The organism is Pseudarthrobacter scleromae, from assembly GCF_014644515.1.
GTDB lineage: Bacteria > Actinomycetota > Actinomycetes > Actinomycetales > Micrococcaceae > Arthrobacter > Arthrobacter scleromae.
The window spans coordinates 602,465-627,752 of sequence record NZ_BMKV01000003.1; the positions used below are offsets into that span (position 1 = coordinate 602,465).

Here is a 25,288-nt window from a genome sequence, read left to right on the forward strand (position 1 = left end):
CCGCAGCCCGGACCAGCATCATGGCCCGCAGGAACGCATCACAGGGGACCCCGGCAACAGCGGCACTGACCGCGGCCGGGGTTCCCTTCGTGCTGCACCCCTACACGCATGATCCCTCAGCCGCCAGCTATGGGGCGGAGGCTTCCGAGGCCCTCGGCATTGATCCCTCACGGGTTTTCAAGACACTGATGGTTGAGGTGGAGGGCCGGCTGGCGGTAGGCATCGTCCCCGTCAGCGGAACCCTGGACCTCAAGGCGCTGGCCACCGCCCTCGGAGCCAAGAAAGCGGCGATGGCAGATCCGGCGGCAGCCCAGCGGCGCACGGGCTACGTACTGGGAGGCATCTCCCCGCTCGGCCAGCGGCAGCCCTCCCCCACCGTCCTGGACTCAAGTGCCCTGGCCCTGGAGACCCTGCTGGTCTCCGGCGGAAAGCGCGGCCTGGACATCGAACTGGCACCGGCTGACCTGGTCCGCCTCACCCAGGCAGTCACGGCGCCGATCGGTACGCCGGCCGCCTGACCCGGCTCAGGAACTGGCCGGGGCCAGCGCGCCCGGATTCAGCCTGGGCGCCAGCTGCTGCCGCAGCCACGCCTTGACCAGGCTTTCCCACCGCTCCGGATCGACGTTCCATTCCTTGGTGTGCCGTGCCTGGTGGAAGGGCTCGAAGGTCACCATCTCCGGGTTTCGCTCGGCCAGCAGGGCCGAGGGCCCGTACGGCACGTATTCGTCGTCGACGCTGTGCAGCACCAGCGTGGGCGTGCGGAGTTCGACTGCACGCGACACCCAGTCCATCGCCTTCAGGTCCACCGGGGCGGACAATCCCGTGAGGCGCCTCCCCAGGGGATGCCCCAGCATGAGTTGGCCATACCGGCCCACCAGGGAGGGAATCCTGTTCAGCTGTGCATGGTGGGCCAGGACGTTCACCCAGTCAGTGACGGGCGCATCAAGCACCATCGCCCGGATCAGGTGCCGGCAGCGGGACAGGTCGGCCGCCTGCAGGCAGATGGCGCCGCCCATCGACCACCCGAACAGCACTATTTCTTCTGCGCCGTTGGCCAGCGCGTACTCGATCGCCGCCTCGACGTCGCGCCATTCCGTGGAACCCAGGCCGTACCGGCCGTCGTCTGCGGAGGGGGCAAGGCCGTCGTTGCGGTAGGACACCAGGAGGCTGGTCAGCCCCAGCTCCAAAGCGGGGCCTACGGCGCGCAGCGCCTCCTGGCGTGTGGCTCCGCGTCCGTGCACCATGACCGCCCAGGTCCGGGCCGTACCGCCGGCGCGGACAAGCCACGCCGGGGCCTGCCCCCGGTCGACGTCGATCATGACCTCCTCATACGGAAGTCCGACGGCGGCGGGGTCCGGATGGACAGCCCCGCTCCACCAGCCGCGGCGGGCCGTGGAGAGGTCCCCGGCGTACACCGCTTCAACGTCCCGCAGGACGGTCCGCTCGGCGGGCGAATAGGAGACGATGCGGCCGATCCGCGCGTGCCCTTTGCCGCCGTCGAAGAAGAATCCGTAGACACCGTCCACCGTGGTGTCGTCCGTGGCGGCGAAGATCGCCTGCTGCCGCTGGCCGTCCCTGATGAGCGCGAGCATTTCCTGGTCTGCTGCGCGCTGCCGTGCCGGTGTGATGACCCGCCGCGCGAAGTACACGGCGAGGGCCGATGACCCTGTGGCCAGGAGTCCTGCCAGGCCGCCTCCGCCGATCGCTCCGCCGATTGCCCATTTGGCCCGCAGCGACATCCCCCCGGAATCGGGGCTGCTCTGGACGGGGGCGGGGCGGGTTCGCTGGAAAGATGCCATGAAACTATTCTTACCGGCCCGGGACCGATGCCCGCATTCCGCCGCGTGCGGTCATCGCCTTCCGGCACCAACAGACGGCGCGGCTGCCCCTGCGCAGGGCAGCGCTGCAGGGCTAGGCTAGGGCCATGAGTGAACCCATCGTCATCCTGACCGAAGAACCCCTGGGGGCGGACGACCGCCTGAACATCGAACGCCTCGTGGCCGGCGCGGATACCCGCCTGGTTGTCCTGGTGCCGGCAAACACCGAGCGGCACCTGCTGGTGGACTTCCTCGAAAACCTTTCGCTGCTGGACATCGCCAAGGCCTTCCGGGAGCTGACCTCCCACGCACCGGATCCCTCCCAGGAACGAGCCCAGGCGGCGGAGACCCTGTCCGTGTCCCTGGCTGCCCTGGAAGGACTGGGCTCAGGCGTCACGGGGGAAGTCGTGGACGGCGGGGCCGTCAGTGGACTGGTCACCAAGGTACGGGAGACCGGCGCTGCGCAGGCAGTGGTGATTACGCGGCCGCATGCCGTGGCGGACACGTTCCACACGGACTGGGCCAATAAGGCACAGGACCAGCTGGGGCTTCCCGTGCTCCATCTGTACGCGGGCTCGGGATTTATTGGCGACTCGTGAGCGTTGACAAGGCTATGAGCATCTTCGGAAACAGCATCTTCGGACACAAGGCCCCAGACACAGCTCCGGGAGCGGCATCCGCCGTGGGCGGCAAGGGCGTTGAAAAGACCGATGCCCAATGGCGTGAGGAACTCACGCCGGAGGAATACCATGTGCTCCGCCAGGCGGGGACCGAGCGTCCGTACACCGGTGAATACTGGGACACCCACACAGCCGGCGTCTACCAGTGCCGCGCGTGCGGAACAGAGCTTTTCACCAGCAAGGAAAAGTTCGATTCCCACTGCGGCTGGCCGTCCTTCTGGGCCCCGCTTGCTGAGGGGAACGTCCGCTACATCCACGACCGCACCCTGGGGATGGAGCGGGTGGAGGTCCGCTGCGCATCGTGTGATTCCCATTTGGGCCATGTGTTCGAAGGCGAGGGTTTCGGAACCCCTACGGACCAGCGCTACTGCATCAACTCCATCTCCATCCGGCTGGTCCCGCAGGAAGATGCGCAGGTCAACGGAACGGAGCCGGAGAACTGATCCCTCAGCTGCTGGCCTCCTCCCGTGGCAGATTGGGCATCTAAGCCCAACGCTTTCTTAGGCTCAAGCCCATTCGGCATTAGCCCTGCTGGTTGCTTGCTACGCTCGGCATCAGGTAGCAAGCAACCAGAAAGGCAGCCGACGATGACCGAAACCCTGACCACCGCCGTCACCGGGATTTCCGCAGAGAACCAGGACTGGAAGCGGCTCAAGGCCGCCGCCACTGCCCTGCAGGCCCTCCAGGTCCAGGACGGCTCCATCCCGGACGCCGCGCACCACTCCGACGCCGCCTCCCGGGTGGAGGACATCGTCAGCGCCGTCCGCGCCCTGGCTCCCGCCTTCCCGCACGACGCCGCCTACCTGGACGCTGTGTGCGCGGATTTCTCCGGCTGGGCCGGCAGTGGGTTTGCCACACCGGACTTCCTGTCCTCCCTCCTTGCCTTCCAGCCGCAGGAGCAGCGCCGGAACGGCCTCCAGCACCTGGTCGTCTTCCCCATGTACACGCAGAACGGCAGCAGCAGCCGCCTGGTGGAGGCAGTCCTGGTCGAGGTGATCTGGCCGGAGTTCATTGCCGGCCTCGAGGCGGGAGACTACTCGAACAAGCTGTTCGTTCCCATCCGCTTCGTGGACTTCACCGCCGGCTATGACACCAATTCCGCTGTGCTGTTCCCGGAAACCGTTGCGGTCAGCAAGACCCCCACCTTCACCTGGGGGGCCATCTTCGCGGACCGGGAAGCGGCCAGGTTCCGCCGCGTGCTCAAAGCCGCAGCCGAGACCACCTGCCTTGAACTGCCCGAAGGCGCAACGGAGATGCTCGCCGACCAGGACCTGACCGAGGCCACCTTCGTCATGTGGGACCTGATCCACGACCGGACGCACATGCGTGGGGACCTGCCGTTCGATCCGTTCATGATCAAGCAGCGGATGCCCTTCTTCCTGTACTCACTCGAAGAACTGCGCTGCGACCTGACGGCGTTCCGCGAATCCGTACGGATAGAAAAAGACGAGGACGCCGATCCCGAGGCCCGGCGCCACGCCAAGCTGGTGCAGTACGCCATCCTCTTTGACCGCATCTTCCGGTTCGCGATCACCGGCAGCCGGGTCCGGAACTACGACGGCCTGGGCGGCCAGCTCCTGTTCGCCTGGCTGCACCAGCAGCGGGTCCTGCACTGGACGGACACACGGCTCACCATCGACTGGGACGAAGTGGCCAACGCCGTCATCGCCCTCGGCGCGAGCATCGACGAGCTGTACTGGCGCTCCATCGACCGGCCCAAGACTGCCCACTGGCTGGCCGCGTACCAGCTGATATCCGCGACCGTCACGCCCCACCCGGCGTCCGTCTGGGCGAAGGGCCCGGAGGCCCTGCCGCTGGCCGGCCCGCCCCGCGGCCTCACCGACCAGGTGCTGGACGACGAATTCCCGCTGTCCATGTTCTACGAAGCGCTGGAGAAGAAGATGCGCCCCGTCATCGAGTCCACGGCCGGCATCACCGGAGCCTCTGCCCTGTGACACAACGGCGGCTGAACGTACTGGTCACCGGCGGCAGCGGAGCGTCCGGCATTGCGGTGGCCCGCGCCCTCCGGGAAGCGGGCCACCGCGTCTTCACCGTGGGGTCGGACCAGGCCAGGATCAGTGCCGCGGCCGAACAGGCGGGCGACGGCGTTGCCCCCTTCGTGTGCGACCTCGCACGGATGGAGGAGGTGCGCCAGCTGCGGGCCGAGGTCTCCGCTGCTGCCGGGCCGATGGATGCGGTGATCCACCTGGTGGGCGGCTGGCGGGGCGCGCGCGGCATCACGGACCAGACGGACGAGGACTGGGACTTCCTGGAGCGGGGAGCCATCACGACGCTCCGCAACGTCTCGCGGGTTTTTTACGACGACGTCGCCGCCTCCCCCGACGGCCGCTTCGCCATGGTGTCCTCCACCGCCGTCGCCAAGCCCTCGGCGGCGGCGGCCAGCTATGCCGCAGCGAAGGCAGCCGCGGAGGCATGGACCATGGCCGTGGCGGACGGTTTCCGCCGGGACTCCGGGAAGGTCGACGGCGCCGCGGCAGCCGCCGTCGTCCTGGTGGTCAAGTCCCTGGTGGATGAGGGGCTGCGCCGCAGCCACCCGGAGCGTTCATTCCCGGGGGCGACGGACGTCGGGGACCTGGCGCCCGCCGTCGTCGGCCTCTTCCACGCCCCCGCCGCCGAACTGAACGGCAGCCGGATGCTGCTGGCGCCCTGACCTACCTAGACTGAAAGCGTGAGCAAACCCATGACAACAACTGCTGAAACCGCCGCCGGGATCCGCCTCCACGATCCGAACGTGCGGGGCTTCGCCTCGGACAACTATTCCGGGGTCCACCCGGAAGTCCTCGCGGCGCTGGCTGCCGCGAACGACGGCCACCAGGTCTCCTACGGCGAGGACGACTACACAGCCAGGCTGCAGGAACTGATGGAGGAGCACTTCGGGCCCGGGATTGAGTGCTTTCCGGTCTTCAATGGCACCGGCGCGAACGTCCTCTCGCTGCAGTCGCTGCTCCCCCGCTGGGGGGCGGTGGTCTGTGCCTCCACGGCCCACATCAACATGGACGAAAACGGCGCCCCCGAGCGCGTCGGCGGCATCAAGCTGCTGCACGTTCCGACGCCCGACGGCAAGCTCACGCCCGAACTCATTGACCGGGAGGCCTGGGGCTGGGGCGACGAACACCGTGCCCAGCCGCTCGCCGTCTCCATCACCCAGACAACCGAACTTGGCACCTGCTACACGCCGGAGGAAGTCCGCGCCATCGCCGACCACGTCCACGCCAGGGGCATGAAGCTCCACATGGACGGTGCCAGGCTGGCCAACGCCGCAGCCCATCTCCAGGTTCCATTGCGTGCCTTCACCCGCGACGCCGGCGTGGACATCCTGTCCTTCGGCGGAACCAAGAACGGCCTGCTCTTCGGCGAAGTGGTGGTGGCGCTGAACCCGGAAGCCGCGCACGGGCTCGTGTACCTGCGGAAGATGAACATGCAGCTGGCGTCCAAGATGCGCTTCATGTCCGCGCAGTTCATCGCACTTCTGGAGGGCGACCTGTGGCTGCGCTCCGCCTCCCACGCCAACGCCATGGCCGCCCGGCTCCGCGCCGCCGTCGACACCATCGACGGCGTCCAGCCCACCCAGAAGACCGAGTCCAACGGTGTGTTCGCCATCCTCCCCGAAGGCGTGGCTGACAGGCTGCGCACGTCCTTCCGCTTTTACGACTGGAATGAGGCCGCCAGGGAGGTCCGCTGGATGTGTTCCTTTGACACCACCGAGGAGGACGTCGATACCTTTGCCGCCGCCATCCGCCGGGAACTCCAGCAGCGTAAGGGCTGACGCTTCCCGCAGCAGGGCAGGGGGCGGGCGGCGAGCCTACCCGCCCTGCCCCGCCCCGTTGCGTAACCTGCGAAGGTGAACGCACTTGACCAGGTTCCCCCGGAGTTTCTCCACGCCTTGGGAACCCTCAGGAAAGCCCAGTGCCGCCGGGAGCTCCGCCTGGCGGAGATTCCGGCGCCTGCCCGCCTGGCGCCATTTGCCGTGGCCCTCGGTGCCGAGGTTTATGCTCCCGGCGCCAGCACGGCCGGAACGCCGCTCCACGGCCCGGCTGCCATGGCACTGGCCGCCGCGTCGGGAACGGAAGACGACGGCGGCACGGAACTGGCAACGGGCCGCTTCATCCTCCTGCATGACCCGGACGGGTCGGAGGTCTGGGGCGGGGAGTTCCGCATCGTCACCTATATCCGCGCGGAACTGGAGCCCGAGATGGGCAACGATGAGATGCTCGGAACAGTCGCCTGGACCTGGCTCGTGGAGGCACTGGAGAACCACAAGGCACCGTACCGGGCAGCGGGCGGTACCGCCACGCGCGTCCTCTCCGAAAGCTTCGGCACCCTCTCGGAGCGTCCTGGCTCCATTGATATTGAACTCCGTGCCTCCTGGACCCCTGCCACATCCGATGTCAGGGCCCACCTCGAGGCGTGGTCAGACATGGTCTGCACGTTCGCCGGCCTCCCGCCCCTGCCCGACGGCGTCACGCCGCTGACGCACCGGCGGCGGAACTGAGGTCCCTTGCCGGTGGCGCACAGACGGCGGCCGGGACGGAAAGCAGCACTTCGCAGGCCCGCACGATGGCCCGCACGCAGGCGCGGACCGGCCGGCCGGTAAACTGAAGGCATCATGACCCCAAACATTCCGGATAACACCACGGCCGGCGTCCCGGCTGCTGATACCGCACCCCACATCACGGTGGAAGGCTTTGACAGCCCCGTCCCCGAAATCGTCGAACTTGCAGCACCGCGGGACGGCGTTCCCCTGGTGATCGAAACGCAGTCCGGCCTGGAGCGCTGCGCTGCGGCCATAGCGGCAGGAACGGGGCCGGCTGGGGTTGACGCTGAGCGTGCTTCCGGCTTCCGGTACGGGCAGCGCGCTTTCCTGGTCCAGATCCGGCGTGAAGGCGCCGGGACCTGGTTGATCGACCCCGAACCCTTCGGGAATCTGGACATCATCAATGACGCCCTGCGCGGCGTCGAGTGGATCCTGCACGCCGCCAGCCAGGACCTGCCCTGCCTCTCCGAACTGGGCATGTGGCCGGACAAGCTCTTTGATACCGAACTCGCGGCACGGCTCGCCGGGCTCCCCCGCGTGGGACTCGCCGCCGTCATCGAACAACTTCTGGGCTTCGGGCTCGCCAAGGAGCATTCCGCCGCCGACTGGTCCACCCGTCCCCTGCCCGAACCCTGGCTGCGGTACGCCGCACTGGACGTTGAGGTCCTGACGGAACTGCGGGAGGAGCTGATCGAACTCCTGGAGGCCGACGGCAAGCTGGAGTACGCCGAGCAGGAGTTCGCGGCGATCCTGGCCGCAGGACTGCCGCCGGCCCGCGTCGATCCATGGCGGAAGACCTCAGGGCTCCACCAGATCCGGGACCGCCGGCAGCTTGCTGCCGTGCGGGAGCTGTGGCTGGAACGGGACTCCCTGGCGCAAAAGCGGGACGTTGCGCCCGGCAGGCTAATCCCGGACTCTGCCCTAGTGGCAGCGGCCAAGGCGATGCCGTCCACGGTGCCCCAGCTGCTGGGGACCAAGGGCTTCCACGGCCGGGCTGCCCAGCGGGAGGCTCCCCGCTGGCTGCGGTGCATCGCGGCAGCCCGGGACCTGAATGAGCTCCCGCCGCTGCACCTGCCTACCAACGCACCACCCCCGCCGCGCGTGTGGGCCGACCGCGATCCGGCAGCGGCTGCCCGGCTCTCCACCGCCCGGCCGCTGCTGCAGGCACGGGCCGAGGAGTTGAACCTGCCACTGGAGAACCTGCTGACTCCCGACTACCTGCGGCGGGTGGCCTGGCGGCCACCGGCGGATGTCAGCGAGGACGCGATTGCCGCAGAACTGCGCTCGCTGGGTGCACGGGACTGGCAGGTGGAACTGGCGGCCCCCCTTATCTCCGACGCGTTCCTGCACCCCCAGCCGCTGCCCGCCAAGGAACCCAAAGCGGACGCAGCCCCGGCCGGCCATTAGCCGCAGCCAACAACTCCCCCAACGCTCTCTCACTCGATGTCGGCCCAACCCAATCGCTCTCTCACTCGATGCCGGCCCAACCCAATCGCTCTCTCACTCGATGTCGGTCCAACCCCAACGCTCTCTCACTCCATGCGACTTTTGGCGGCGCTCTCTCGCTTTAGTTGAAGTTCAAAGTGAGAGAGCGTTTGTCAATAGTGCTCATTAAGTGAGAGAGCGTCCCATCAATTCGGGGGGCCTTGCGGGCTAAGTTACTCACGAGTAACATCGAAGGTATTGCCGCCAGGCTGGCTGCCGCATCCCGGCATGCAACCGGCGCCTACGTCTCGATGAGGAGTTATACGTGAGCCACCAGGAAAGCGGCGCATCCATGCGCACTGTCCGGGACGTCGTCTTTGTGGACGGCCTCCGCACACCGTTCGGCAGGGCCGGGGAAAAGGGCATCTACGCGGGCACCCGGGCTGATGACCTGATGGTGAAATGCATCCGCGAACTGCTGCGCCGCAACCCCTCGTTGCCGCCGGAACGGATTGATGAGGTGGCGATCGCTGCCACCACCCAGACCGGAGACCAGGGCCTTACCCTGGGCCGGACCGCCGCGCTGCTGGCCGGCCTGCCCAGGACGGTCCCCGGCTTCGCCATCGACCGGATGTGCGCAGGGGCCATGACTGCGGTGACGGCTGTGGCCGGCGGAATCAGTTTCGGAGCCTATGACGTGGCGGTGGCAGGGGGCGTCGAGCATATGGGCAACCACCCCATGGGTTCAGGCGCCGATCCGAATCCGCGCTTCATGTCCGAACGGCTGGTGGACCCCGCCGCCCTCAACATGGGGAACACCGCAGAGAACCTGCACGACCGCTTCCCGTCGATCACCAAGGACCGCACGGACGCGTATGCCTTAGCGTCCCAGGACAAATATGAGGCCGCCCGCCGCAGCGGCCGCATCCAGCCGGACCTGGTGCCGGTGGCAGCCATGAAGCCCGGCCAAGGCTGGACGCTGCACACCGTGGACGAGCCGCCGCGGCCCGGGACCACCCTGGCTGACCTTGCCGGCCTCCGCACTCCGTTCCGGGCGCACGGGCGGGTCACTGCGGGTAACGCCGCTGGCCTGAACGACGGCGCAACCGCCGCCGTCCTGGCATCCTCCGACGCCGCAGCGGAGCTTGGACTGCCGGTCAGGATGCGCCTGGTCAGCTACGCCTACGCGGGCGTTGAACCGGAAGTCATGGGCATCGGCCCGGTGCCGGCCACCGAGAAGGCCCTGAAGAACGCGGGTCTGGCCATCGGGGACATCGGCCTCTTTGAGATCAACGAAGCCTTCGCCGTCCAGGTACTGAGCTTCCTGGAGCACTTTGGCATTGCCGACGACGACCCCCGGGTCAACCGCTACGGTGGCGCCATCGCAGTGGGCCACCCGTTGGCCTCCTCCGGCGTGCGGCTGATGACCCAGCTGGCCCGGCAGTTCGAGGAGGACCCTTCCGTCCGGTACGGCATCACCACCATGTGTGTTGGCCTTGGCATGGGCGCCACGATGGTCTGGGAAAATCCCCACCACGCCGACTACAGCGGAGCCCGGACGGCAAACTCCGCCACCCACACCGTTTCCGAAGGAGCCGCATGAGCGCCGAAGATTTCACCCGACTTGCCGACCTGTTCCCCAACGAAACAGTGACGCATTCCTACGTTCAGGACATCGAACTGCCCGCACCGGCCGGGAAGCCAAGCCCGGGCACGTTCGCCCTGATCACCCTCGACAACGGCCTGGACCATTCCAAGCCCACAACACTGGGGCCCAACACGCTGGTGGAGCTCGGCAAGGTCCTGGAGGGCCTGCGGGAACGCGCTGACCGGGGTGAGATCGTCGGCGTCGGAGTAACCGGCAAGCCCTACTACCTTGTGGCGGGCGCCGACCTTTCCGCCGTCAAGAACCTGGACAAGCGCGAGCACGGGCTGTGGATGGCGCAGCTGGGCCACGACGTGTACAGCACGCTGGCCGGCCTGGGCGTCCCCAGCTTCGCCTTCATCAACGGCGCGGCACTGGGTGGAGGGCTGGAGATTGCCCTCCAGTCCACCTACCGCACGGTCTCCACCGGTGCGGGCGCACTTGCGCTGCCGGAGGCCGCCCTGGGCCTGGTCCCGGGCTGGGGCGGCGTGTATATCCTGCCGCGTCTCATCGGCCCCGAAAACGCCGTGAAGGTGATGATTGAAAACCCGCTCAGCAACAACCGGACCCTGACCGGGGCCCAGGCGTTCGGCCTCGGCATCGCGGACGCCCTGTTCGAGCCTGCGGATTTCCTGGAGCAGTCCCTTGCGTGGACGGCCGGGGTCATTTCCGGCGACGTGGTTCCGGGACGGGCCAACGCCGTCGATCCCGCCGACGCCGCAACCGCTAAACGGTGGGATGCCGCCGTCAAGGCCGGCCGGGCCATCGTGGAGGCGAAGACGTCCAATGCGGCGCCGGCACCGGGGAAGGTCCTGGACATCCTCGAGGCAAACCGCACCATGACCCAGGGGGAATCCGCTGCCCTGGAATGCGAAACCCTCGCCGACCTCATGCAAACCGACGAGTTCCGTGCCACCGTCTACGCGTTCCTGGACCTCGTCCAGAAGCGCTCCAAGCGCCCTGCCGGCGCCCCGGACCGCAAGCTCGCCCGTCCTGTCACGAAGGTGGGCGTTGTTGGCGCAGGGCTGATGGCCAGCCAGCTGGCACTCCTCTTTGCCCGCCAGCTCAAGGTCCCCGTAGTGATGACGGACATCGACCAGGCCCGGGTGGACAAGGGCGTGGGCTATGTCCATGCCGAGGTGGACAAGCTGCTGGGCAAGAAGCGCATCAGCCAGGACGCCGCCAACCGGACCAAGGCGCTGGTGACCGGGTCGGTGTCCAAGGACGTTTTCGCCGACGCCGACTTTGTGATTGAAGCCGTCTTCGAAGAGCTGAACGTCAAGAAGCAGGTCTTTGCGGAACTCGAGGCAATCGTCACACCGGACTGCATCCTTGCCACGAACACCTCTTCACTGTCCGTCACTGCCATGGCGGAGGACCTGCAGCACCCCGGCCGCGTTGTGGGCTTCCATTTCTTCAACCCGGTGGCCGTGATGCCGCTGCTGGAAATCGTCCGGGCCCCAAAGACTGACGACGCCGTGCTCGCAACCGCCTTCGAGTTGGCCAAGGGACTGAAAAAGACGGCTGTGCTGGTCAAGGACGCCGCCGCGTTCGTGGTCAACCGCATCCTGCTCCGGCTGATGGGAGAGGTGACGGCAGCCTTTGACGAGGGCACCCCCGCTGAGGTGGCGGACAACGCCCTGCGGCCCATGGGCCTGCCCATGACGCCTTTCACCCTCGGCGCCATGGTGGGGCTCCCCGTGGCCCAGCACGTCCAGGAGTCGCTGCACGCGGCCTTCGGCGAACGCTTCGCCGTGTCTGCCAACCTGCAGAAGCTCATCGACAACGGCGTGAAGAGCCTGTGGGCAACCGGACCGGACGGTTCGCAGGAAATCCCGGAGTCCACGCTGGCGCAGATGTCCTTCGGCACCACGCCTTCAACGTCAGAGCAGGTGCTGCGGCGCACACAGGATGCCCTGGCGGAGGAAATCGGCCTCATGCTCGCCGAGGGCGTGGTTGCCGCTCCCGAGGACATCGACCTCTGCATGATCCTGGGCGCGGGCTGGCCCATGTTCCTGGGCGGCATCACGCCCTACCTCGACAGGGTGGGTGCCTCCGAGCGCGTCAACGGACAGCGTTTCCTGCCGCCGGGAGTGGCATCGCGCCCAGCCTGATCAGCCGTCGAGCCGGCCGCCGTCGAGCATCACCACGCGGTGCGCCGCTGCCCTGGCGTAGTCAAGGTCATGCGTGACCAGCACGACGGCGGCGCCCTCCCCTGCCGCGGAACGCACCGCAGCGTCCAGCAGGGCGAGGCCGCCGCCGTCCAGCGCCACGGTGGGTTCGTCCAGGGCCAGGACTGACGGTTTGCGGGCAAGGACCGTCGCCAGGGCGAGGAGGCGCTGGCCGGATGCGGGAAGTTCGGCGGGGTGCGCGCCGGCTGCACCCGAAAGGCCGACGGCGGACAGCGCCTCCAGGGCACGGACGGCGGCCTCGCCCTGGTGGAACAGGCAGTCCAGGCCGAAGCGCACCTCGCGGAGGGCGGTCCGCTCGAACAGCTGGTCCCGGGGCTGCTGGAACAGCAGGCCCACGGAGCGTGCCGCCTCGCCTGGCGGTTCCGCCGCAATGTCCCTGCCGTGGACCAGGACGCGGCCGGCGGTTGGCCGCAGGAGCCCGTTGAGATGGCGCAGCAGCGTTGATTTTCCTGCCCCGTTGGGACCGGTCACTGCCACGACCTCCCCGGGCTGGATGCTCAGGTTGATGTCCTTGAGTACCCGCGCGGAGGCGTCGGCTGCCCCACCCCGGGCCCGTCGTCGCATTGTCCTGCCTTCTGCTGCCCTGCCCCCACCGACGTAGCCGAAGCAGACCCCGCGGAGTTCCAGCGCAGGAACACCGGCCCCGCCGCGCGGCAGCATTGTGTCCGCGTGCACCGCCCCGATATGCTCCCGGGCTGGCGCAAGCGCGCCGCCGGAGGCCCGGATTCCGGGCGGCAGCAGTGCGGCTCCGGCCTGCAGCCCGGCCGGGGTGCCGCTCCCCGTGACCCTGCCGTTGTCCAGGACAATCCAGGTTCCGGCGTCCAGGAGCGGCACGTCGACCACCTGGCTGAGAACCACGACGGCGGTGCCGAGCTTCCCGATGTCCTGCAGCAGGCGTGCAAGTCCGGCAGTTCCGGCACTGTCCAGCGATGCGAAGGGCTCATCCATGATCAGCACCCGCGGCCCGGCGATGATGGCGCAGCCGATGGCGAGGCGGCGCAGCTGGCCGCCCGAAAGCGAGCCCGGGTTCTGTTCCAGGAGCTCCGTCAGCCCGAGGAGGGCTGCAGTGTGCTCCACCGCGGCTTTCATGGCCTGCCGCCCCATGGCCGCGTTTTCCAGCCCGAACGCGAGTTCTTCCGCCACGGTTGCCCGCACCGTGGACAGGGTGGCGGCGGGGTCCTGGGGAACGAAGCCCACGTGGCGGCCCCATTCCGCGGGGTTGATCCGCGGGTCGTCGCCAGCGTCGAAGTCCAGGCGCGTGCCCGCGAGTTCAAGGAAGCCGCGGAGGGTGCCTCCGGTTCCGGGCGGAAGCCATCCGGACAGCAGCCGGCCCAGGGTGGACTTGCCGCTTCCTGAGGCTCCGAGGACGGCAGTCAAGGTTCCGGGAGCGAGGTCGAGATCAATTCCTTCCAGGACGGGAACCCCATCCCCGTGGTACGTGAAGCTCCGGATGCCGGCTGAGAGTATCGGCTTGGTTTCTGTTGAGTGGTGCGCGGCGGACATAGCTCAGCTTCCTGCCTGTGTCAGCAACAGCCGCGCCGCGACAGCGGCTGCGGCGGCCGCCAGCAGGGCGGCCCGGAGCATGCGCTGGCCCCGCGGATCCGGAACGTCCCGGTAGCTGGTCCGGGGCCCGGGATTGCTGAAGCCCCGCGCTTCGAGGGCCGCCGTCCGGGTGCCGGCGTCCTCGATCAGCGACAGGACCAGCGGCACCGCCTGGAGCCGGAACGCGGCCGCGCGGTGCAGCAGTCCGCGGCGGACCACCAGTCCACGGGATTCCTGCGCCTGCCGGATACGTTCCACGCGGGAAGTGATGGCCGGCAGCAGGGTCAGGGTGGAGGCCAGCACGAACGCGAACCGTCCGTGGACACCGCGGGAGGACAGCACCGCCACCAGGTCCGGCACGCTGACGCTGAAGGAGAACACCAGGAGCGCAAGGACCACCGCCCCCAGCTGCGCTGCCCGTTCCATGGCGAAGGCAAGCCCCTCCGCGGTAACGCGGGCCACTCCCCACTGGGCCAGGACTGTCCGCCCCTCGGGGAAGAACAGCCCGTGCATGACCAGCAGCGACAAGCCCAGCGGGAGCAGCACTGCAGCTGCCGCGGGCAGCAGCCTCCGTGCCGTGCCGCCCCTGGCCGAGAGGACCACGGCCGCGCCCATGACGGCGAGGGACAGCGGCAGGCTGGCTGCCGCCGTCGTGATCACAGCCGTGCTGCCGGCGGCGGCCAGGGAGGTCAGCGGGTGGAGGCGCATGGGCAGTATGGTCAGGAGCCCTGTTCGGGTGTCGTTCCGGCCAGCACGCGGTGCCGGCGGACAAACGGGAACTGCAGGCGCGTGCGGCGTGGAAGGGCGTAGGCCAGGATGGCCACCACGGTGAAGACGATCGCCTTGTCCATGGGATCGGAGATGAGCGCCTGCTTGGTGATGGCAGCCAGCAGGGTGTCCCCCATGGACCGGAAGGCGCTGACGATGGCTCCGGTGGCCACGCCGGACGTGCCGCCGAAGACGAAGGCCGCCACCGGCGCGGACACCACGCCGGTGATGATCCCGGTGACGAAACCGGCAACGGGGGCGAGGTAGAAGCGGCGGAACATGCCGTGGCGCGCGGCGAGTCCCGCCAGGCAGCCGATCAGTGCGGCGCCGGCTGCGAAGGGCAGCACCGTGGGGTTGAAGAAGGACCAGACAATGCTGCTGAGCGCTCCGGTTGCTGCACCTGCGGCCGGTCCTGCCAGCACGGCGATAAGAACCGTGCCGATCGCGTCGAGGTAGAACGGGACCAGGGTGCTGCCCACGAACTGACCGAGGACGATGTTCAGCACCAGTGCCACGGGGATCAGCACCACGGTGGAGGCCGGCAATGTCGGGAGGACGGCCACGACCAGCAGGATGGCACCCACCAGGAAGCCGGAAAGGGCAATGAGGGCGGATGCGCTGCCGGGCCCGCCGGTGATATCGGCCGGCTGGTTGAGTACAAGGTAGATGTAGGTGGCGGCGATGGCCGCTGCGCCAAGGATTTCCAGCAGGCGGCGTTTACGGGCGGCGGCCGGTGCCGGGGCGGGCAGCGTCAGGGAGGGCGACATGGAGTTCCTTCAGGGTGCTCGTGGGGGCCCGGGAGTCCGGGCCGGTGGAACGCTGCGTATGTCACCTCGGCAGCTGGCGGCAGGCTGCTGCGCCTGTTCCGTCCGCGATTATTCTACTGGCGGCGCACCGCTGCCGGGGCATCCAGTCCCGGACTGCCCTAGACTGCCCGGACAGGCAAAATCCGCCTGCCGTTGCCCGTGGAAAGACCTGCCATGCCCCACTATGACCTTGCCATCATCGGATCCGGCTCCGGCAATTCGCTGATCACGCCGTACTGGGACAACAAGCGGGTGGCCCTCATCGACGGCGGCGTGTTCGGCGGCACCTGCCTTAATGTGGGGTGCATTCCCACCAAGATGTTCGTGTATCCGGCCGGCCTGGCCGCGGCGCACCATGAGGCAGCCCGGCTCGGGGTGGACCTCAGCCTGGACAAAGTGCACTGGAACGACATCCGGGACCGGATTTTTGGCCGGATCGATTCCATCTCCTCGGCCGGGCGGGACTACCGGGCAACGGAGCTGAACCACGTTGACCTCTATCAGGACCATGTGAGCTTCACCGGCCCGCGGGCGCTGCGGACCGAATCCGGTGTGGATATCACGGCTGAGCAGGTTGTGGTTGCCGCCGGGTCCAGGGCCGTCCTGCCCCACGTGCCGGGAATCGACTTGCCGCAGGTGCACACCTCGGACACTGTGATGCGGATCGACGGGCTGCCGGAAAGGGTTGTGGTGGTTGGCGGCGGATACATCGCTGCTGAGTTCGCGGGGATCTTCCACGGTTTCGGTTCCAGCGTGACCCAGGTCAACAGGACGAGCCGCCTCTTGCGCGGGCACGACGCCGACATCTCCGAGCGGTTTGCCGAGGCGGCAGCAAGCCGCTGGAGGCTGGAACTGGGCTTCTCGCTCCAGTCCATCCAGGACAACGGCAACGGCACCGTTATGGTGAACTTCGCCGATGTCGACGGCCGGCCCCTGCGCGTCCCTGCGGATGTTGTGCTCCTGGCCACCGGCAGGGTTCCCAACACGGACCGGCTGGGCGTGGAGGCCGCCGGGTTCGACGTGGACGACGACGGCACCCTCGCCCACGATGCCAACCTGCGGATCCTCTCCGACGGCACGCCCCTGGACGGCGTGTACGCCCTGGGCGACGTCGCCAACCCGTACCAGCTCAAGCACGTGGCCAACCGGGAAGCCCGCGTGGTGGCCCACAACCTGGAGCACCCGGACCGGTTGCGCCGCATCGACTACACCGCAGTGCCCTCCGCAGTCTTCTCCAACCCGCAGGTGGCATCGGTTGGCCTCACCGAAGCAGGGGCCCGCTCACAGGCAGCCCCGGGAACCGACGTGGTGACGGCGGTCCAGGACTACGGCACCACCGCCTTCGGCTGGGCCATGGAGGACGGGGAAGGGGTGGTGAAGCTTGTGGCCGAACGGGCCTCGGGCAGGCTGCTGGGCGCCCACATCCTGGGCCATGAAGCGTCTATCCTCCTCCAGCCCCTGGTCCAGGCCATGGCCGGGTCGGTGCCCGTCCATGAGCTGGCCCGTGGCCCGTACTGGATCCACCCGGCGCTGACCGAGGTGGTGGAAAATGCCCTCCTGGCACTGGACGTCGACCTGCCGGAGGACGCCCCGCTGTAGTTCCGCCGTCGAAAGCGGTCCTTAGGCAAGCCGGGCGGCAAGGCCGCCGACAGCTGAGACCAGCTCGGTGAAGGCCGCTGCGGGATAGTTGGCGGAGACCACGCGGGCGTTCGGCGGTGCGCCCCACAGACCGCGGAAGTCTGCCACCGTGGTGCCCACCAGGAGCGGCGACCCGGTCTCGACGTCCACTGTGGCTGGACGGGCCTCAAACTCCAGAGTGCCCGCTGCGACGCCGGCGGCGAAGAAGTCGTGGACGTGGGCCAGGTATCCCTGGTCGTAGTGCCGGTGGAACTCGAAGTAGAAGCGCAGGGCGTCGGACAGGTGCCGGATGAGGGTGTTGTCCGAGGTGCTGCGGCGTCCCTCCGGTTGTCCGGGCAGCACCAGTTCCGGGATGCGGGCACCGGCCGCTTCCGCCAGCCGGCGCACGTGGTGGGGGTGCATTTCCATCCGCTCGGTGGTGTCCAGGGAACAGACAATGGGAAGTTTCTCCGGTGACCGGCCCCGGAAAGCGGCGTACACTTCCTTGGCGGCGTGCGGGTCCACGTGGGTGTTCCACTCCGCGGTGGGCGTGGTGTTGCCCTGGTGGTAGAAGCTGCCGCCCATGATCACCACCCTGGCGAGCAGTTCGGGAAGTTCCGGTTCCTGCCGCAGGGCCAACGCAAAGTTGGTCAGCGGCGCGGTGATGAGGGCGGTGAGCTCCCCGGGCCGGTTGCGGGCGTGTTCAACCCAGAGGTCGACGGCGTTCCGCTCCGATACGGCCCCGGCCGGCCGGGGCAGGACCGCGTAGCCAATTCCCTGAGGTCCGTGGGTCTCGGGAGTGGTGAGCAGCGGTATGGCCAGCGGTTCGCGTGCGCCAATGGCCACTTCCACTCCGGGCCTGCCGCACAGTTCGAGCAAGGCCAGGGTGTTGCGCGCCACCTGGTCCGCATCCACGTTCCCAGGGGTTGCGGTGACGGAAACGAATTCCGTATCGGGCAGGGCGGAAAGGTAGGCCAGGGCCAGGGCGTCGTCGATGCCCGTGTCCACGTCCAGCAGGAAGGCGGTCATCCCGGTCCTAGAACAGGGCAACCCTGGGAGCGGCAGGGAAGATGCTGTCCAGCTCCGCGAGGTCTTTCTCCGAGGGCACCCAGCCGGCTGATTCAGCGTTCTGGCGGACCTGCTCTGGCCCGGTGGCGCCTGCGATGACGCTGCCAACCGAGGGCTGGGCTGCCAGCCAGGAGAACGCAACCTGGATTTCGGTCAGGCCGCGTTCCCGCGCGAAAGTGCTGAACCTGCCCAGTTGGTCCCAGTCGGCGTCGTGGACCAGGTGCTGGCGGGTGTGGCTGAGGCGCGATCCGTCCGGGGCGTGGCCGGGCGAGTACTTGCCGGTCAGCAGTCCGTTGGCGAGCGGGAAGTAGGGCAGGACGCCCAGCCCGAACTCCTCTGCTGCCGGTGTCACCTCAAGTTCGGCGCGCCGGTCAAGGAGGTTGTAGTGGTTTTGCGTGGAGATGAAGCGGGCGCACCCCAGTTCCCGCGCAACGTACTCCGCCTGGGCGATTTGCCAGCCGGAACGGTTGGAGTGCCCGATGTAGCGGACTTTGCCGCAGCTGACGAGGGTGTCCAATGCGGACAGGGTCTCGTCGATGGGGGTCAAGGGGTCCGGCGTGTGGAACTGGTAGAGGTCGATCCAGTCGGTGCCCAGCCGCCGCAGCGAGGCCTCCACGGCCTGGATGATGTAGCGGCGTGAGCCGCGGGCACCGAAGTCCGGGCCGCTGGCACCCTTCATGTCCATGCCGAACTTCGTGGCCAGGACGATGTCCCCACGCCTGGTGCCGAGTGCCTTCCCGAGCATCGCCTCGCTGAGCCCTGGTTCCCGCCCGTACGTGTCGGCGACGTCGAACAGGGTGATCCCGGCGTCGATCGCTGCGTGGACCACGCCGTCCGTAGCCTCCTGGGATTCGGTGGCGGTATTGGCGCGGCCGAGATTGTTGCAGCCCAGGCCGACCGTGGACACGGTCAGGCCTGACTTGCCGAGGCGGCGGTACGTGGGCATTGTGCTCCTAGAGGCTGAAGCCGGCAGCGGGCTTGGCGGAGTGCTTGAGCTTGAAGTTGGTGGGCTCGGTGAAGGGGGCGGCACCGATGCTCAGCTTGGTGAAGTCCAGGTCCTCGCCGCGGATGCAGACCTTGACGGCGTTGACGGCCTTGTTCACGTCCGGGCACAGGCAGAAGATGTTGAGCTTGTAGTCCGTGAATTCGGAGCGTTCCACCGTCCCCAGCCCGCGCCAGGCCAGGTGGCTGATGAGGGCGTCGGTGGCCTTTTCCTCCAGGTAGCGGTCCCTGTCGGTGCCCTCCCGGGTCTTCAGCGCGAACTGGGCCACCACCCAGGATTGCTCCTGCTCCGGAATTTCGGCGTAGCCGTCCTCGGCGCACTGGGCTGCGAAGGCGTCCAGGAGGCTCTCCGCCGCCTCGGGCGTGGCGACATCCGTTTCCTCGGTTTTGCTCTGGTGCCCCACGACGCCGTAGTTCATGACGAACTGGCCGTAGTCCTCGTCGTACCAGGCCTCCCGGAAATGGAGGGTGCCCTCTTCGTCGCGCTTGTAAACCCTGACAATTCCGCTCATGACCGTCCCTTCGTAAACCACTCGGCGTCCGTGCCGTCGAACGGTGCGTGCTGCGCCTTCACGGCCTGGTAGAGCTGGTCCGCCGATGCCTGGAGGGATTCCACCAGGACTGCGGGGTAATCCATGGCAACGCGGTGTTCCGCGAATTCGTCCTCGTCGTCAATGAACACGCCCCTGCTGGCCGTATGGACGACGTCCAGGTCCATGTCGATGACGTGGAATTCGGTGACTGCGGGGCGGATGGAGCTCCACTCGTGGGCCACCGCAAGGTCGATGTAGACCCGCATGCCGCCCGGATGGGCGTCATCGTAGAAAGTGGCCACCCAGTCGCCTTCGCGCGGCACCAGGAGCACGGCGTCCGATTTGGTGTAAAACGCCGCGCCCGGGCGGGAACAGAATTCATTGGTGCCCTGGAAGATCCACCAGCCATGCCGGTCCTCGCCGAGGTAGCGTCCGGGTACCACCCAGTGGGCTTTGCCGTTCCATTTACGGTTCCGTGCCACCACCAGCTGGCCGGGCTTCAGGTTCTCCGGTACCCGCGTTGATCCCGGTTGGCTTTCCCCTGCGGGATCCCCCAGGACGCCGGGGTATTTCAGCTCAGCCTCTCCCCTCACAGGATCGGAAGGCTGCCGGTGGTGGGGTGCTGCTGGCCGGGCAGGGGACGCGCAAAGGGGACCTTTGTGCCGAGGACCTGCGCAACGACGTCGTGCGTGATCTGCTGGGCGGTCAGGCCGACGCGGTCCAGGATCTGGGCGCGGGTGCCGTGGTCCAGGAATTCGACCGGCAGGCCTACCTCGTTCAAGGCCGTATCCACGCCGGCCGCCCGCATTTCCTGGCGAATCCGCGAACCGACGCCGCCGGCACGGACACCGTCCTCGATGCAGATCACCAGGCGGTGGTGCGATGCCAGCGCGATGATGGAACGCGGGACGGGCAGGACCCAGCGCGGGTCCACCACGGTGGTGCTGATGCCCTGCGCGCCAAGGCGGTTGGACACGTCCAGCGCCAGTTCGGACATGGCGCCCACGCTGACGATCAGGACGTCGTTCTCTGTGGAACCGCTGGGCCGCCGGGCCAGCACGTCCACGCCGTCGCTGAGGCGTTCAAGGGCTTCCACTTCTGCCCCGACGGATCCCTTCGAGAAGCGGACCACGGTGGGTGCGTCGCCGATTGCCACGGCTTCGCGGAGCTCCTCGCGCAGCCTGCTGGCGTCGCGGGGTGCTGCCAAGTGGAGTCCGGGGACGATCTGGACCATGGACATGTCCCACATGCCGTGGTGGCTGGCGCCGTCCGGCCCGGTGACGCCTGCGCGGTCCAGGACGATGGTGACGCCGGCCTTGTGCAGGGCCACGTCCATCAGGAGCTGGTCGAAGGCCCGGTTCAGGAAGGTGGCGTAGACGGCAACCACCGGGTGCAGGCCGCCGAAGGCCATGCCGGCGGCGGAGGTGAGGGCATGCTGTTCGGCAATTCCGACGTCGATCACGCGGTCAGGGTGCCGGGCCGCGAATTTGTGCAGGCCCACGGGAATGAGCATGGCTCCGGTGATGCCGACGACGTCCTTCCGCTCATCCGCGATGGCCGCTATTTCGTCGGCGAAGACCGAGGTCCAGGACTGGGCGCCGGCGGCGCCTGTGGGCTCACCGGTTTCGGGGTCGATGATGCCGACGGCATGGAACTGGTCCGCCTCGTGGGCGCGGGCGGGTGCGTAGCCGTGGCCTTTTTCGGTCATCGCATGCACAATGACCGGCCCGCCGTAATGCCTGGCTGTGGACAGAGCATGCTCCATGGCCTGGAGGTTGTGGCCGTCCACGGGGCCGATGTACTTCATGCCGAGGTCCTCGAACATGCCTTGCGGGGCCCACCAGTCCTTGATGCCCTTTTTCATGGCGTGCAGGCTCTTGTAGGTGAACTGGCCCGCCGGTCCCCCGTTTTGGAGTTTCTTCTTCCACCACTCCAGCGCCACCTCGTAGGCCGGTGCCGTCCGGAAAGAGTCAATCGTGGGGCGCAGGGACGCGAGGTAGGCCGCGAAGCCGCCGACGGTGGGGGCGTAGGACCTGCCGTTGTCATTGACCACTATCACCACGCGGCGTTTCTTGTCCGCGGCGATGTTGTTGATGGCCTCCCAGGCCATGCCTCCGGTCAACGCACCGTCCCCCACCACGGCCACGACGTACCGGTCGCCTTCACCGGTGAGCTGGCGGGCGCGGGAGATGCCGTCCGCCCACGACAGGGAGGAGGAAGCGTGCGAGCTCTCGACGATGTCGTGCTCGGATTCGGCCCGGGAAGGGTATCCGGAGATTCCGCCCTCCTGGCGCAGCGTGCTGAAGTCCTGGCGACCGGTCAGCAACTTGTGGACGTAGGACTGGTGCCCGGTGTCGAAGACGATGCTGTCACGGGGCGAGTCGAAGATGCGGTGCACGGCAAGGGTCAGTTCCACCACGCCAAGGTTTGGTCCGAGGTGCCCGCCCGTCTGGGAGACGTTCGTGATCAGGAAGTCCCTGACCTCCGAAGCCAGCTGCTTCAGCTGGTCTTCGGACAACTCGTTCAGGTCCTGCGGATTCCGGATGGTCTCCAAGATTCCCACTGACCCCTCCTTCAGGTGGTAGACGTGCCGTTTAACTCTAACGCCTTGGCCCGCGGGACAAGGCTCACCTGCACAGCCGAAGCCCCGGCTGGTCGGTGACCGGCCGGGGCTTCGGGAGGTGGTGCCTGCTGCCAGGAACCGCTAGTTAGCGGAGATCTGGCGCAGGACGTACTGCAGGATTCCGCCGTTGCGGTAGTAATCCGCTTCACCGGGGGTGTCGATGCGCAGGACGGCGTCGAACGTCGTCGAGCTGCCGTCCTCGGCAGTAGCGGTGACCTTGAGGGTCTTGGGCGTGGTGCCCTCGTTCAGGGCGGTGACGCCCTCCACCGAGAACGTCTCCGTGCCGGACAGGCCCAGGGTGGCTGCGGACTCTCCGGCCGGGTACTGCAGCGGCAGGACGCCCATGCCGATGAGGTTGGAGCGGTGGATGCGCTCGTAGCTCTCGGCGATAACGGCCTTGACGCCCAGCAGGGCGGTACCCTTGGCAGCCCAGTCACGGGAGGAACCGGAACCGTACTCCTTGCCGGCCAGGACCACCAGCGGGGTGCCGGCTGCCTGGTAGTTCTGCGCCGCGTCGTAAACGTAGGCCTGCGGGCCACCGTCCTGGGTGAAGTCGCGGGTGAAGCCACCCTCGACGCCGTCCAGGATCTGGTTCTTGATGCGGATGTTCGCGAACGTTCCGCGGATCATCACCTCGTGGTTGCCGCGGCGGGATCCGTAGGAGTTGAAGTCCTTGCGCTCCACGCCGTTGGCCAGGAGGTACTGGCCGGCAGGGGTGTCGGACTTGAACGAACCGGCCGGGGAGATGTGGTCGGTGGTAACCGAATCGCCCAGTTTCAGGAGCACGCGGGCGCCCGTGATGTCCTTGACCGGCTCCGGCTTGGCCTGCATGCCCTCGAAGTACGGGGGCTTACGGACGTAGGTGGAGTTCGGATCCCAGGCGAAGGTGTCGCCGGCAGGAGTGTCGAGCGCCTTCCAGCGGTCGTCACCCTCGAAGACGCCTTCGTAGCCCTTGGCGAACATTTCCTTGTCGATCGAGGAATCGATGACCTGCTGGACCTCAACCGGGTTGGGCCAGATGTCCTTCAGGAAGACGTCGTTCCCGTCCTTGTCCTGGCCGAGGGCGTCGGTCTCGAAGTCGAAGTCCATGGAACCGGCCAGGGCGTAGGCGATGACCAGCGGCGGGGAGGCCAGGTAGTTCATCTTGACGTCCGGGTTGATGCGGCCTTCGAAGTTGCGGTTGCCCGAGAGGACTGCCGCAACGGCGAGGTCGTTGGCCTGGATAGCTTCGGAAACTTCGGCTTCCAGGGGGCCGGAGTTGCCGATGCAGGTGGCGCAGCCATAGCCCACGATGTAGAAGCCAAGCTTCTCCAGGTAGGGGGTCAGGCCGGACTTCTCGTAGTAGTCGGTGACAACCTTCGAGCCGGGTGCAACAGAGGTCTTGACCCACGGCTTGGACGTCAGGCCCTTGTCCACGGCGTTGCGTGCCAGGACCGCCGCGGCCAGCATGACCGAGGGGTTGGACGTGTTGGTGCAGGAGGTGATGGAGGCGATGGTGACCGCACCGTGGTCCAGCTCGAACTCGCGACCATCGGCCATTTTGACCGGAACCGGCTGGGAGATGCGTCCCGCTCCGCCGTGGCCTGCCGAGTACTTCGGTGGTTCGCGGTCGGTGTCGGAGATGTGGGTCGATCCCGCCGTGAAGGAAGGCGCGTCGGAGGCCGGGAAGGACTCCTCGAGCGACTCGTCCAGGGTGCCGGCGTCGGCATCGTGGGCGACGTAGTTCTTCAGGTCGTGGCGGAATTCGTCCTTGGCCTCGGTCAGTTCAATGCGGTCCTGCGGGCGCTTGGGGCCAGCGATGGACGGAACAACCGTGGACAGGTCCAGTTCCAGGTACTCGGAGAACTTGATCTCGCGGGAAGGATCGTGCCAGAGGCCCTGTTCCTTGGCGTAAGCCTCCACGAGTGCCACGTTCTGGTCTGAACGGCCGGTGAGGCGCAGGTAGTCCAGGGTGACGTCGTCGATGGGGAACATGGCAGCCGTGGAACCGAATTCCGGGCTCATGTTGCCGATGGTGGCGCGGTTGGCCAGCGGCACAGCGGCAACGCCTTCGCCGTAGAACTCCACGAACTTGCCCACAACACCGTGCTTGCGGAGCTGCTCGGTGATGGTGAGCACCACGTCGGTGGCGGTGGCGCCGGCCGGGATGGAGCCGGTCAGCTTGAAGCCCACAACACGCGGGATCAGCATGGAAACGGGCTGGCCCAGCATGGCAGCCTCGGCTTCGATGCCGCCGACGCCCCATCCGAGAACACCCATGCCGTTAACCATGGTGGTGTGGGAGTCGGTACCGACGCAGGTGTCCGGATACGCACGGAGCGCGCCGTCAACTTCGCGGGTCATGACCGTGCGGGCCAGGTATTCAATGTTGACCTGGTGCACGATGCCGGTTCCCGGCGGGACAACCTTGAAGTCGTCGAACGCGGTCTGGCCCCAGCGCAGGAACTGGTAACGCTCCCCATTGCGCTGGTATTCGATCTCCATGTTGCGCTCCAGTGCGCCGGAGTTACCGAAGGCGTCGATCTGGACCGAGTGGTCAATGACCATCTCGGCAGGCGCCAGCGGGTTGACCCGCTTGGGGTCGCCGCCCAGTTCCTTGACCGCTTCACGCATCGTCGCCAGGTCAACCACGCAGGGCACGCCGGTGAAGTCCTGCATGATCACGCGTGCAGGCGTGAACTGGATTTCTGTATCGGGCTGGGCATTGGGATCCCAGCCTGCCAGGGCGCGGACGTGATCGGCAGTGATGTTCGCGCCGTCCTCGGTCCTCAACAGGTTTTCAAGCAATACCTTGAGGCTGAACGGAAGGTTTTCTGCACCTTCAACGGAGTTCAACCGGAAAATTTCGTATTCGGTTCCGGCTACATTAAGTTTGCCTTTTGAACCGAAGCTGTCCACAGTGCTCATCGCAGGACTCCTCTCGCAACAGTTTCATCTTTGTCGCGCGGTTGACCGCCTGCTAGTTAGGAAGCCCTAATTAGATCCGGGCCCGAAAATTGCACACGGCCGGCCGTG

At 67.4% G+C, this 25,288-nt stretch carries 21 protein-coding genes; 11 read left to right on the top strand and 10 right to left on the bottom strand.

Going from position 1 to position 25,288, the window contains the following annotated elements; translation table 11 throughout:
• The first annotated feature begins 20 nt into the window (after nt 1-20).
• On the top strand, nt 21-518 hold the full coding sequence (gene ybaK / locus IEX33_RS10905; protein WP_188730027.1) for a Cys-tRNA(Pro) deacylase: 498 nt from the start codon (nt 21-23) through the stop codon (nt 516-518).
• A gap of 6 nt (nt 519-524) precedes the next feature.
• Here the strand turns inward: ybaK and IEX33_RS10910 are convergent, their stop codons facing one another.
• Nucleotides 525-1,799 (bottom strand): alpha/beta hydrolase family protein, encoded by a 1,275-nt coding sequence (locus IEX33_RS10910; protein ID WP_188730029.1) that lies wholly within the window; start codon nt 1,797-1,799, stop codon nt 525-527.
• Between the two features lie 125 nt (nt 1,800-1,924).
• Between IEX33_RS10910 and IEX33_RS10915 the strand changes: the two genes are divergently transcribed.
• The 9 genes from IEX33_RS10915 (at nt 1,925) to IEX33_RS10955 (ending at nt 12,236) form a co-directional block, all read left to right on the top strand.
• A complete protein-coding gene (locus IEX33_RS10915) occupies nt 1,925-2,416 on the top strand; it encodes a hypothetical protein (RefSeq protein ID WP_104187670.1) in 492 nt (163 codons plus the stop codon).
• Between the two features lie 14 nt (nt 2,417-2,430).
• Entirely contained in the window at nt 2,431-2,940 is a 510-nt protein-coding gene (gene msrB / locus IEX33_RS10920; protein ID WP_188730031.1) for a peptide-methionine (R)-S-oxide reductase MsrB, read from the top strand.
• A 144-nt stretch (nt 2,941-3,084) separates the two neighbouring features.
• On the top strand, nt 3,085-4,452 hold the full coding sequence (locus IEX33_RS10925) for a DUF6421 family protein (RefSeq protein WP_188730033.1): 1,368 nt from the start codon (nt 3,085-3,087) through the stop codon (nt 4,450-4,452).
• Nucleotides 4,449-5,168: an SDR family oxidoreductase gene (locus tag IEX33_RS10930; protein WP_188730035.1), complete on the top strand. Its 720-nt coding sequence runs from the start codon at nt 4,449-4,451 to the stop codon at nt 5,166-5,168. The genes IEX33_RS10925 and IEX33_RS10930 overlap by 4 nt, the downstream gene beginning before the upstream one ends.
• Before the next feature lie 30 nt (nt 5,169-5,198).
• Entirely contained in the window at nt 5,199-6,284 is a 1,086-nt protein-coding gene (locus IEX33_RS10935; protein ID WP_188730162.1) for a threonine aldolase family protein, read from the top strand.
• A 75-nt stretch (nt 6,285-6,359) separates the two neighbouring features.
• Nucleotides 6,360-7,010 carry a DUF3000 domain-containing protein gene (locus IEX33_RS10940; RefSeq protein ID WP_188730037.1) on the top strand — a complete coding sequence of 217 codons (651 nt, stop codon included), beginning with the start codon at nt 6,360-6,362 and terminating at the stop codon, nt 7,008-7,010.
• A 114-nt stretch (nt 7,011-7,124) separates the two neighbouring features.
• Entirely contained in the window at nt 7,125-8,459 is a 1,335-nt protein-coding gene (locus IEX33_RS10945; RefSeq protein ID WP_188730039.1) for an HRDC domain-containing protein, read from the top strand.
• Nucleotides 8,460-8,802: 343 nt separating this feature from the next.
• Nucleotides 8,803-10,080, top strand: a complete 1,278-nt coding sequence (locus tag IEX33_RS10950) for a thiolase family protein (RefSeq protein ID WP_229675329.1) — start codon at nt 8,803-8,805, stop codon at nt 10,078-10,080.
• A complete protein-coding gene (locus tag IEX33_RS10955; RefSeq protein WP_188730041.1) occupies nt 10,077-12,236 on the top strand; it encodes a 3-hydroxyacyl-CoA dehydrogenase NAD-binding domain-containing protein in 2,160 nt (719 codons plus the stop codon). The genes IEX33_RS10950 and IEX33_RS10955 overlap by 4 nt, the downstream gene beginning before the upstream one ends.
• Here the strand turns inward: IEX33_RS10955 and IEX33_RS10960 are convergent, their stop codons facing one another.
• From IEX33_RS10960 to IEX33_RS10970, 3 genes are read right to left on the bottom strand one after another with little or no spacing between them, the layout of a single operon-like run.
• Nucleotides 12,237-13,817: an ABC transporter ATP-binding protein gene (locus tag IEX33_RS10960; RefSeq protein WP_188730043.1), complete on the bottom strand. Its 1,581-nt coding sequence runs from the start codon at nt 13,815-13,817 to the stop codon at nt 12,237-12,239.
• Nucleotides 13,818-13,820: 3 nt separating this feature from the next.
• Complete coding sequence (locus IEX33_RS10965) at nt 13,821-14,564, bottom strand: energy-coupling factor transporter transmembrane component T (protein WP_188730045.1); 744 nt, start codon at nt 14,562-14,564, stop codon at nt 13,821-13,823.
• 11 nt (nt 14,565-14,575) lie between these two features.
• Nucleotides 14,576-15,391: an ECF transporter S component gene (locus IEX33_RS10970; RefSeq protein ID WP_188730047.1), complete on the bottom strand. Its 816-nt coding sequence runs from the start codon at nt 15,389-15,391 to the stop codon at nt 14,576-14,578.
• A 213-nt stretch (nt 15,392-15,604) separates the two neighbouring features.
• On the opposite strand from IEX33_RS10970, the gene IEX33_RS10975 reads away from it, so the two are divergent.
• Nucleotides 15,605-17,029, top strand: a complete 1,425-nt coding sequence (locus IEX33_RS10975; protein WP_188730049.1) for a mycothione reductase — start codon at nt 15,605-15,607, stop codon at nt 17,027-17,029.
• Nucleotides 17,030-17,050: 21 nt separating this feature from the next.
• Here the strand turns inward: IEX33_RS10975 and IEX33_RS10980 are convergent, their stop codons facing one another.
• The 6 genes from IEX33_RS10980 to IEX33_RS11005 all read right to left on the bottom strand — a co-directional run bounded on the left by IEX33_RS10980 (nt 17,051) and on the right by IEX33_RS11005 (nt 25,180).
• Nucleotides 17,051-18,076: a nucleoside hydrolase gene (locus tag IEX33_RS10980; RefSeq protein WP_188730051.1), complete on the bottom strand. Its 1,026-nt coding sequence runs from the start codon at nt 18,074-18,076 to the stop codon at nt 17,051-17,053.
• A 7-nt stretch (nt 18,077-18,083) separates the two neighbouring features.
• The gene (locus IEX33_RS10985) at nt 18,084-19,061 is read right to left on the bottom strand and encodes an aldo/keto reductase (protein WP_188730053.1); all 978 of its coding nucleotides are present in this window, start codon (nt 19,059-19,061) and stop codon (nt 18,084-18,086) included.
• Between the two features lie 7 nt (nt 19,062-19,068).
• Complete coding sequence (locus IEX33_RS10990; RefSeq protein ID WP_188730055.1) at nt 19,069-19,629, bottom strand: hypothetical protein; 561 nt, start codon at nt 19,627-19,629, stop codon at nt 19,069-19,071.
• Nucleotides 19,626-20,243, bottom strand: coding sequence for a DUF402 domain-containing protein (locus IEX33_RS10995; protein ID WP_188730058.1), 618 nt, complete (start codon nt 20,241-20,243; stop codon nt 19,626-19,628). The genes IEX33_RS10990 and IEX33_RS10995 overlap by 4 nt, the downstream gene beginning before the upstream one ends.
• Nucleotides 20,240-22,213: a 1-deoxy-D-xylulose-5-phosphate synthase gene (gene dxs / locus IEX33_RS11000; RefSeq protein WP_188730060.1), complete on the bottom strand. Its 1,974-nt coding sequence runs from the start codon at nt 22,211-22,213 to the stop codon at nt 20,240-20,242. The genes IEX33_RS10995 and dxs overlap by 4 nt, the downstream gene beginning before the upstream one ends.
• Nucleotides 22,214-22,354: 141 nt before the next feature.
• Nucleotides 22,355-25,180, bottom strand: a complete 2,826-nt coding sequence (locus IEX33_RS11005; protein WP_188730062.1) for an aconitate hydratase — start codon at nt 25,178-25,180, stop codon at nt 22,355-22,357.
• Nucleotides 25,181-25,288: the final 108 nt, after the last annotated feature.

What these genes read in the sequence shown, in the direction of transcription:
- msrB (WP_188730031.1), top strand. Translation starts at nt 2,431, where the DNA reads ATGAGCATCTTCGGAAACAGCATCTTCGGACACAAGGCCCCAGACACA.
- IEX33_RS10945 (WP_188730039.1), top strand. Translation starts at nt 7,125, where the DNA reads ATGACCCCAAACATTCCGGATAACACCACGGCCGGCGTCCCGGCTGCT.
- IEX33_RS10960 (WP_188730043.1), bottom strand. Translation starts at nt 13,817, where the DNA reads ATGTCCGCCGCGCACCACTCAACAGAAACCAAGCCGATACTCTCAGCC.
- IEX33_RS10980 (WP_188730051.1), bottom strand. Translation starts at nt 18,076, where the DNA reads ATGACCGCCTTCCTGCTGGACGTGGACACGGGCATCGACGACGCCCTG.
- IEX33_RS11005 (WP_188730062.1), bottom strand. Translation starts at nt 25,180, where the DNA reads ATGAGCACTGTGGACAGCTTCGGTTCAAAAGGCAAACTTAATGTAGCC.
- IEX33_RS10925 (WP_188730033.1), top strand. Translation starts at nt 3,085, where the DNA reads ATGACCGAAACCCTGACCACCGCCGTCACCGGGATTTCCGCAGAGAAC.
- IEX33_RS10955 (WP_188730041.1), top strand. Translation starts at nt 10,077, where the DNA reads ATGAGCGCCGAAGATTTCACCCGACTTGCCGACCTGTTCCCCAACGAA.
- ybaK (WP_188730027.1), top strand. Translation starts at nt 21, where the DNA reads ATGGCCCGCAGGAACGCATCACAGGGGACCCCGGCAACAGCGGCACTG.
- IEX33_RS10970 (WP_188730047.1), bottom strand. Translation starts at nt 15,391, where the DNA reads ATGTCGCCCTCCCTGACGCTGCCCGCCCCGGCACCGGCCGCCGCCCGT.
- IEX33_RS10915 (WP_104187670.1), top strand. Translation starts at nt 1,925, where the DNA reads ATGAGTGAACCCATCGTCATCCTGACCGAAGAACCCCTGGGGGCGGAC.
- IEX33_RS10990 (WP_188730055.1), bottom strand. Translation starts at nt 19,629, where the DNA reads ATGAGCGGAATTGTCAGGGTTTACAAGCGCGACGAAGAGGGCACCCTC.
- IEX33_RS10910 (WP_188730029.1), bottom strand. Translation starts at nt 1,799, where the DNA reads ATGGCATCTTTCCAGCGAACCCGCCCCGCCCCCGTCCAGAGCAGCCCC.
- IEX33_RS10985 (WP_188730053.1), bottom strand. Translation starts at nt 19,061, where the DNA reads ATGCCCACGTACCGCCGCCTCGGCAAGTCAGGCCTGACCGTGTCCACG.
- IEX33_RS10975 (WP_188730049.1), top strand. Translation starts at nt 15,605, where the DNA reads ATGCCCCACTATGACCTTGCCATCATCGGATCCGGCTCCGGCAATTCG.
- IEX33_RS10935 (WP_188730162.1), top strand. Translation starts at nt 5,199, where the DNA reads ATGACAACAACTGCTGAAACCGCCGCCGGGATCCGCCTCCACGATCCG.
- IEX33_RS10965 (WP_188730045.1), bottom strand. Translation starts at nt 14,564, where the DNA reads ATGCGCCTCCACCCGCTGACCTCCCTGGCCGCCGCCGGCAGCACGGCT.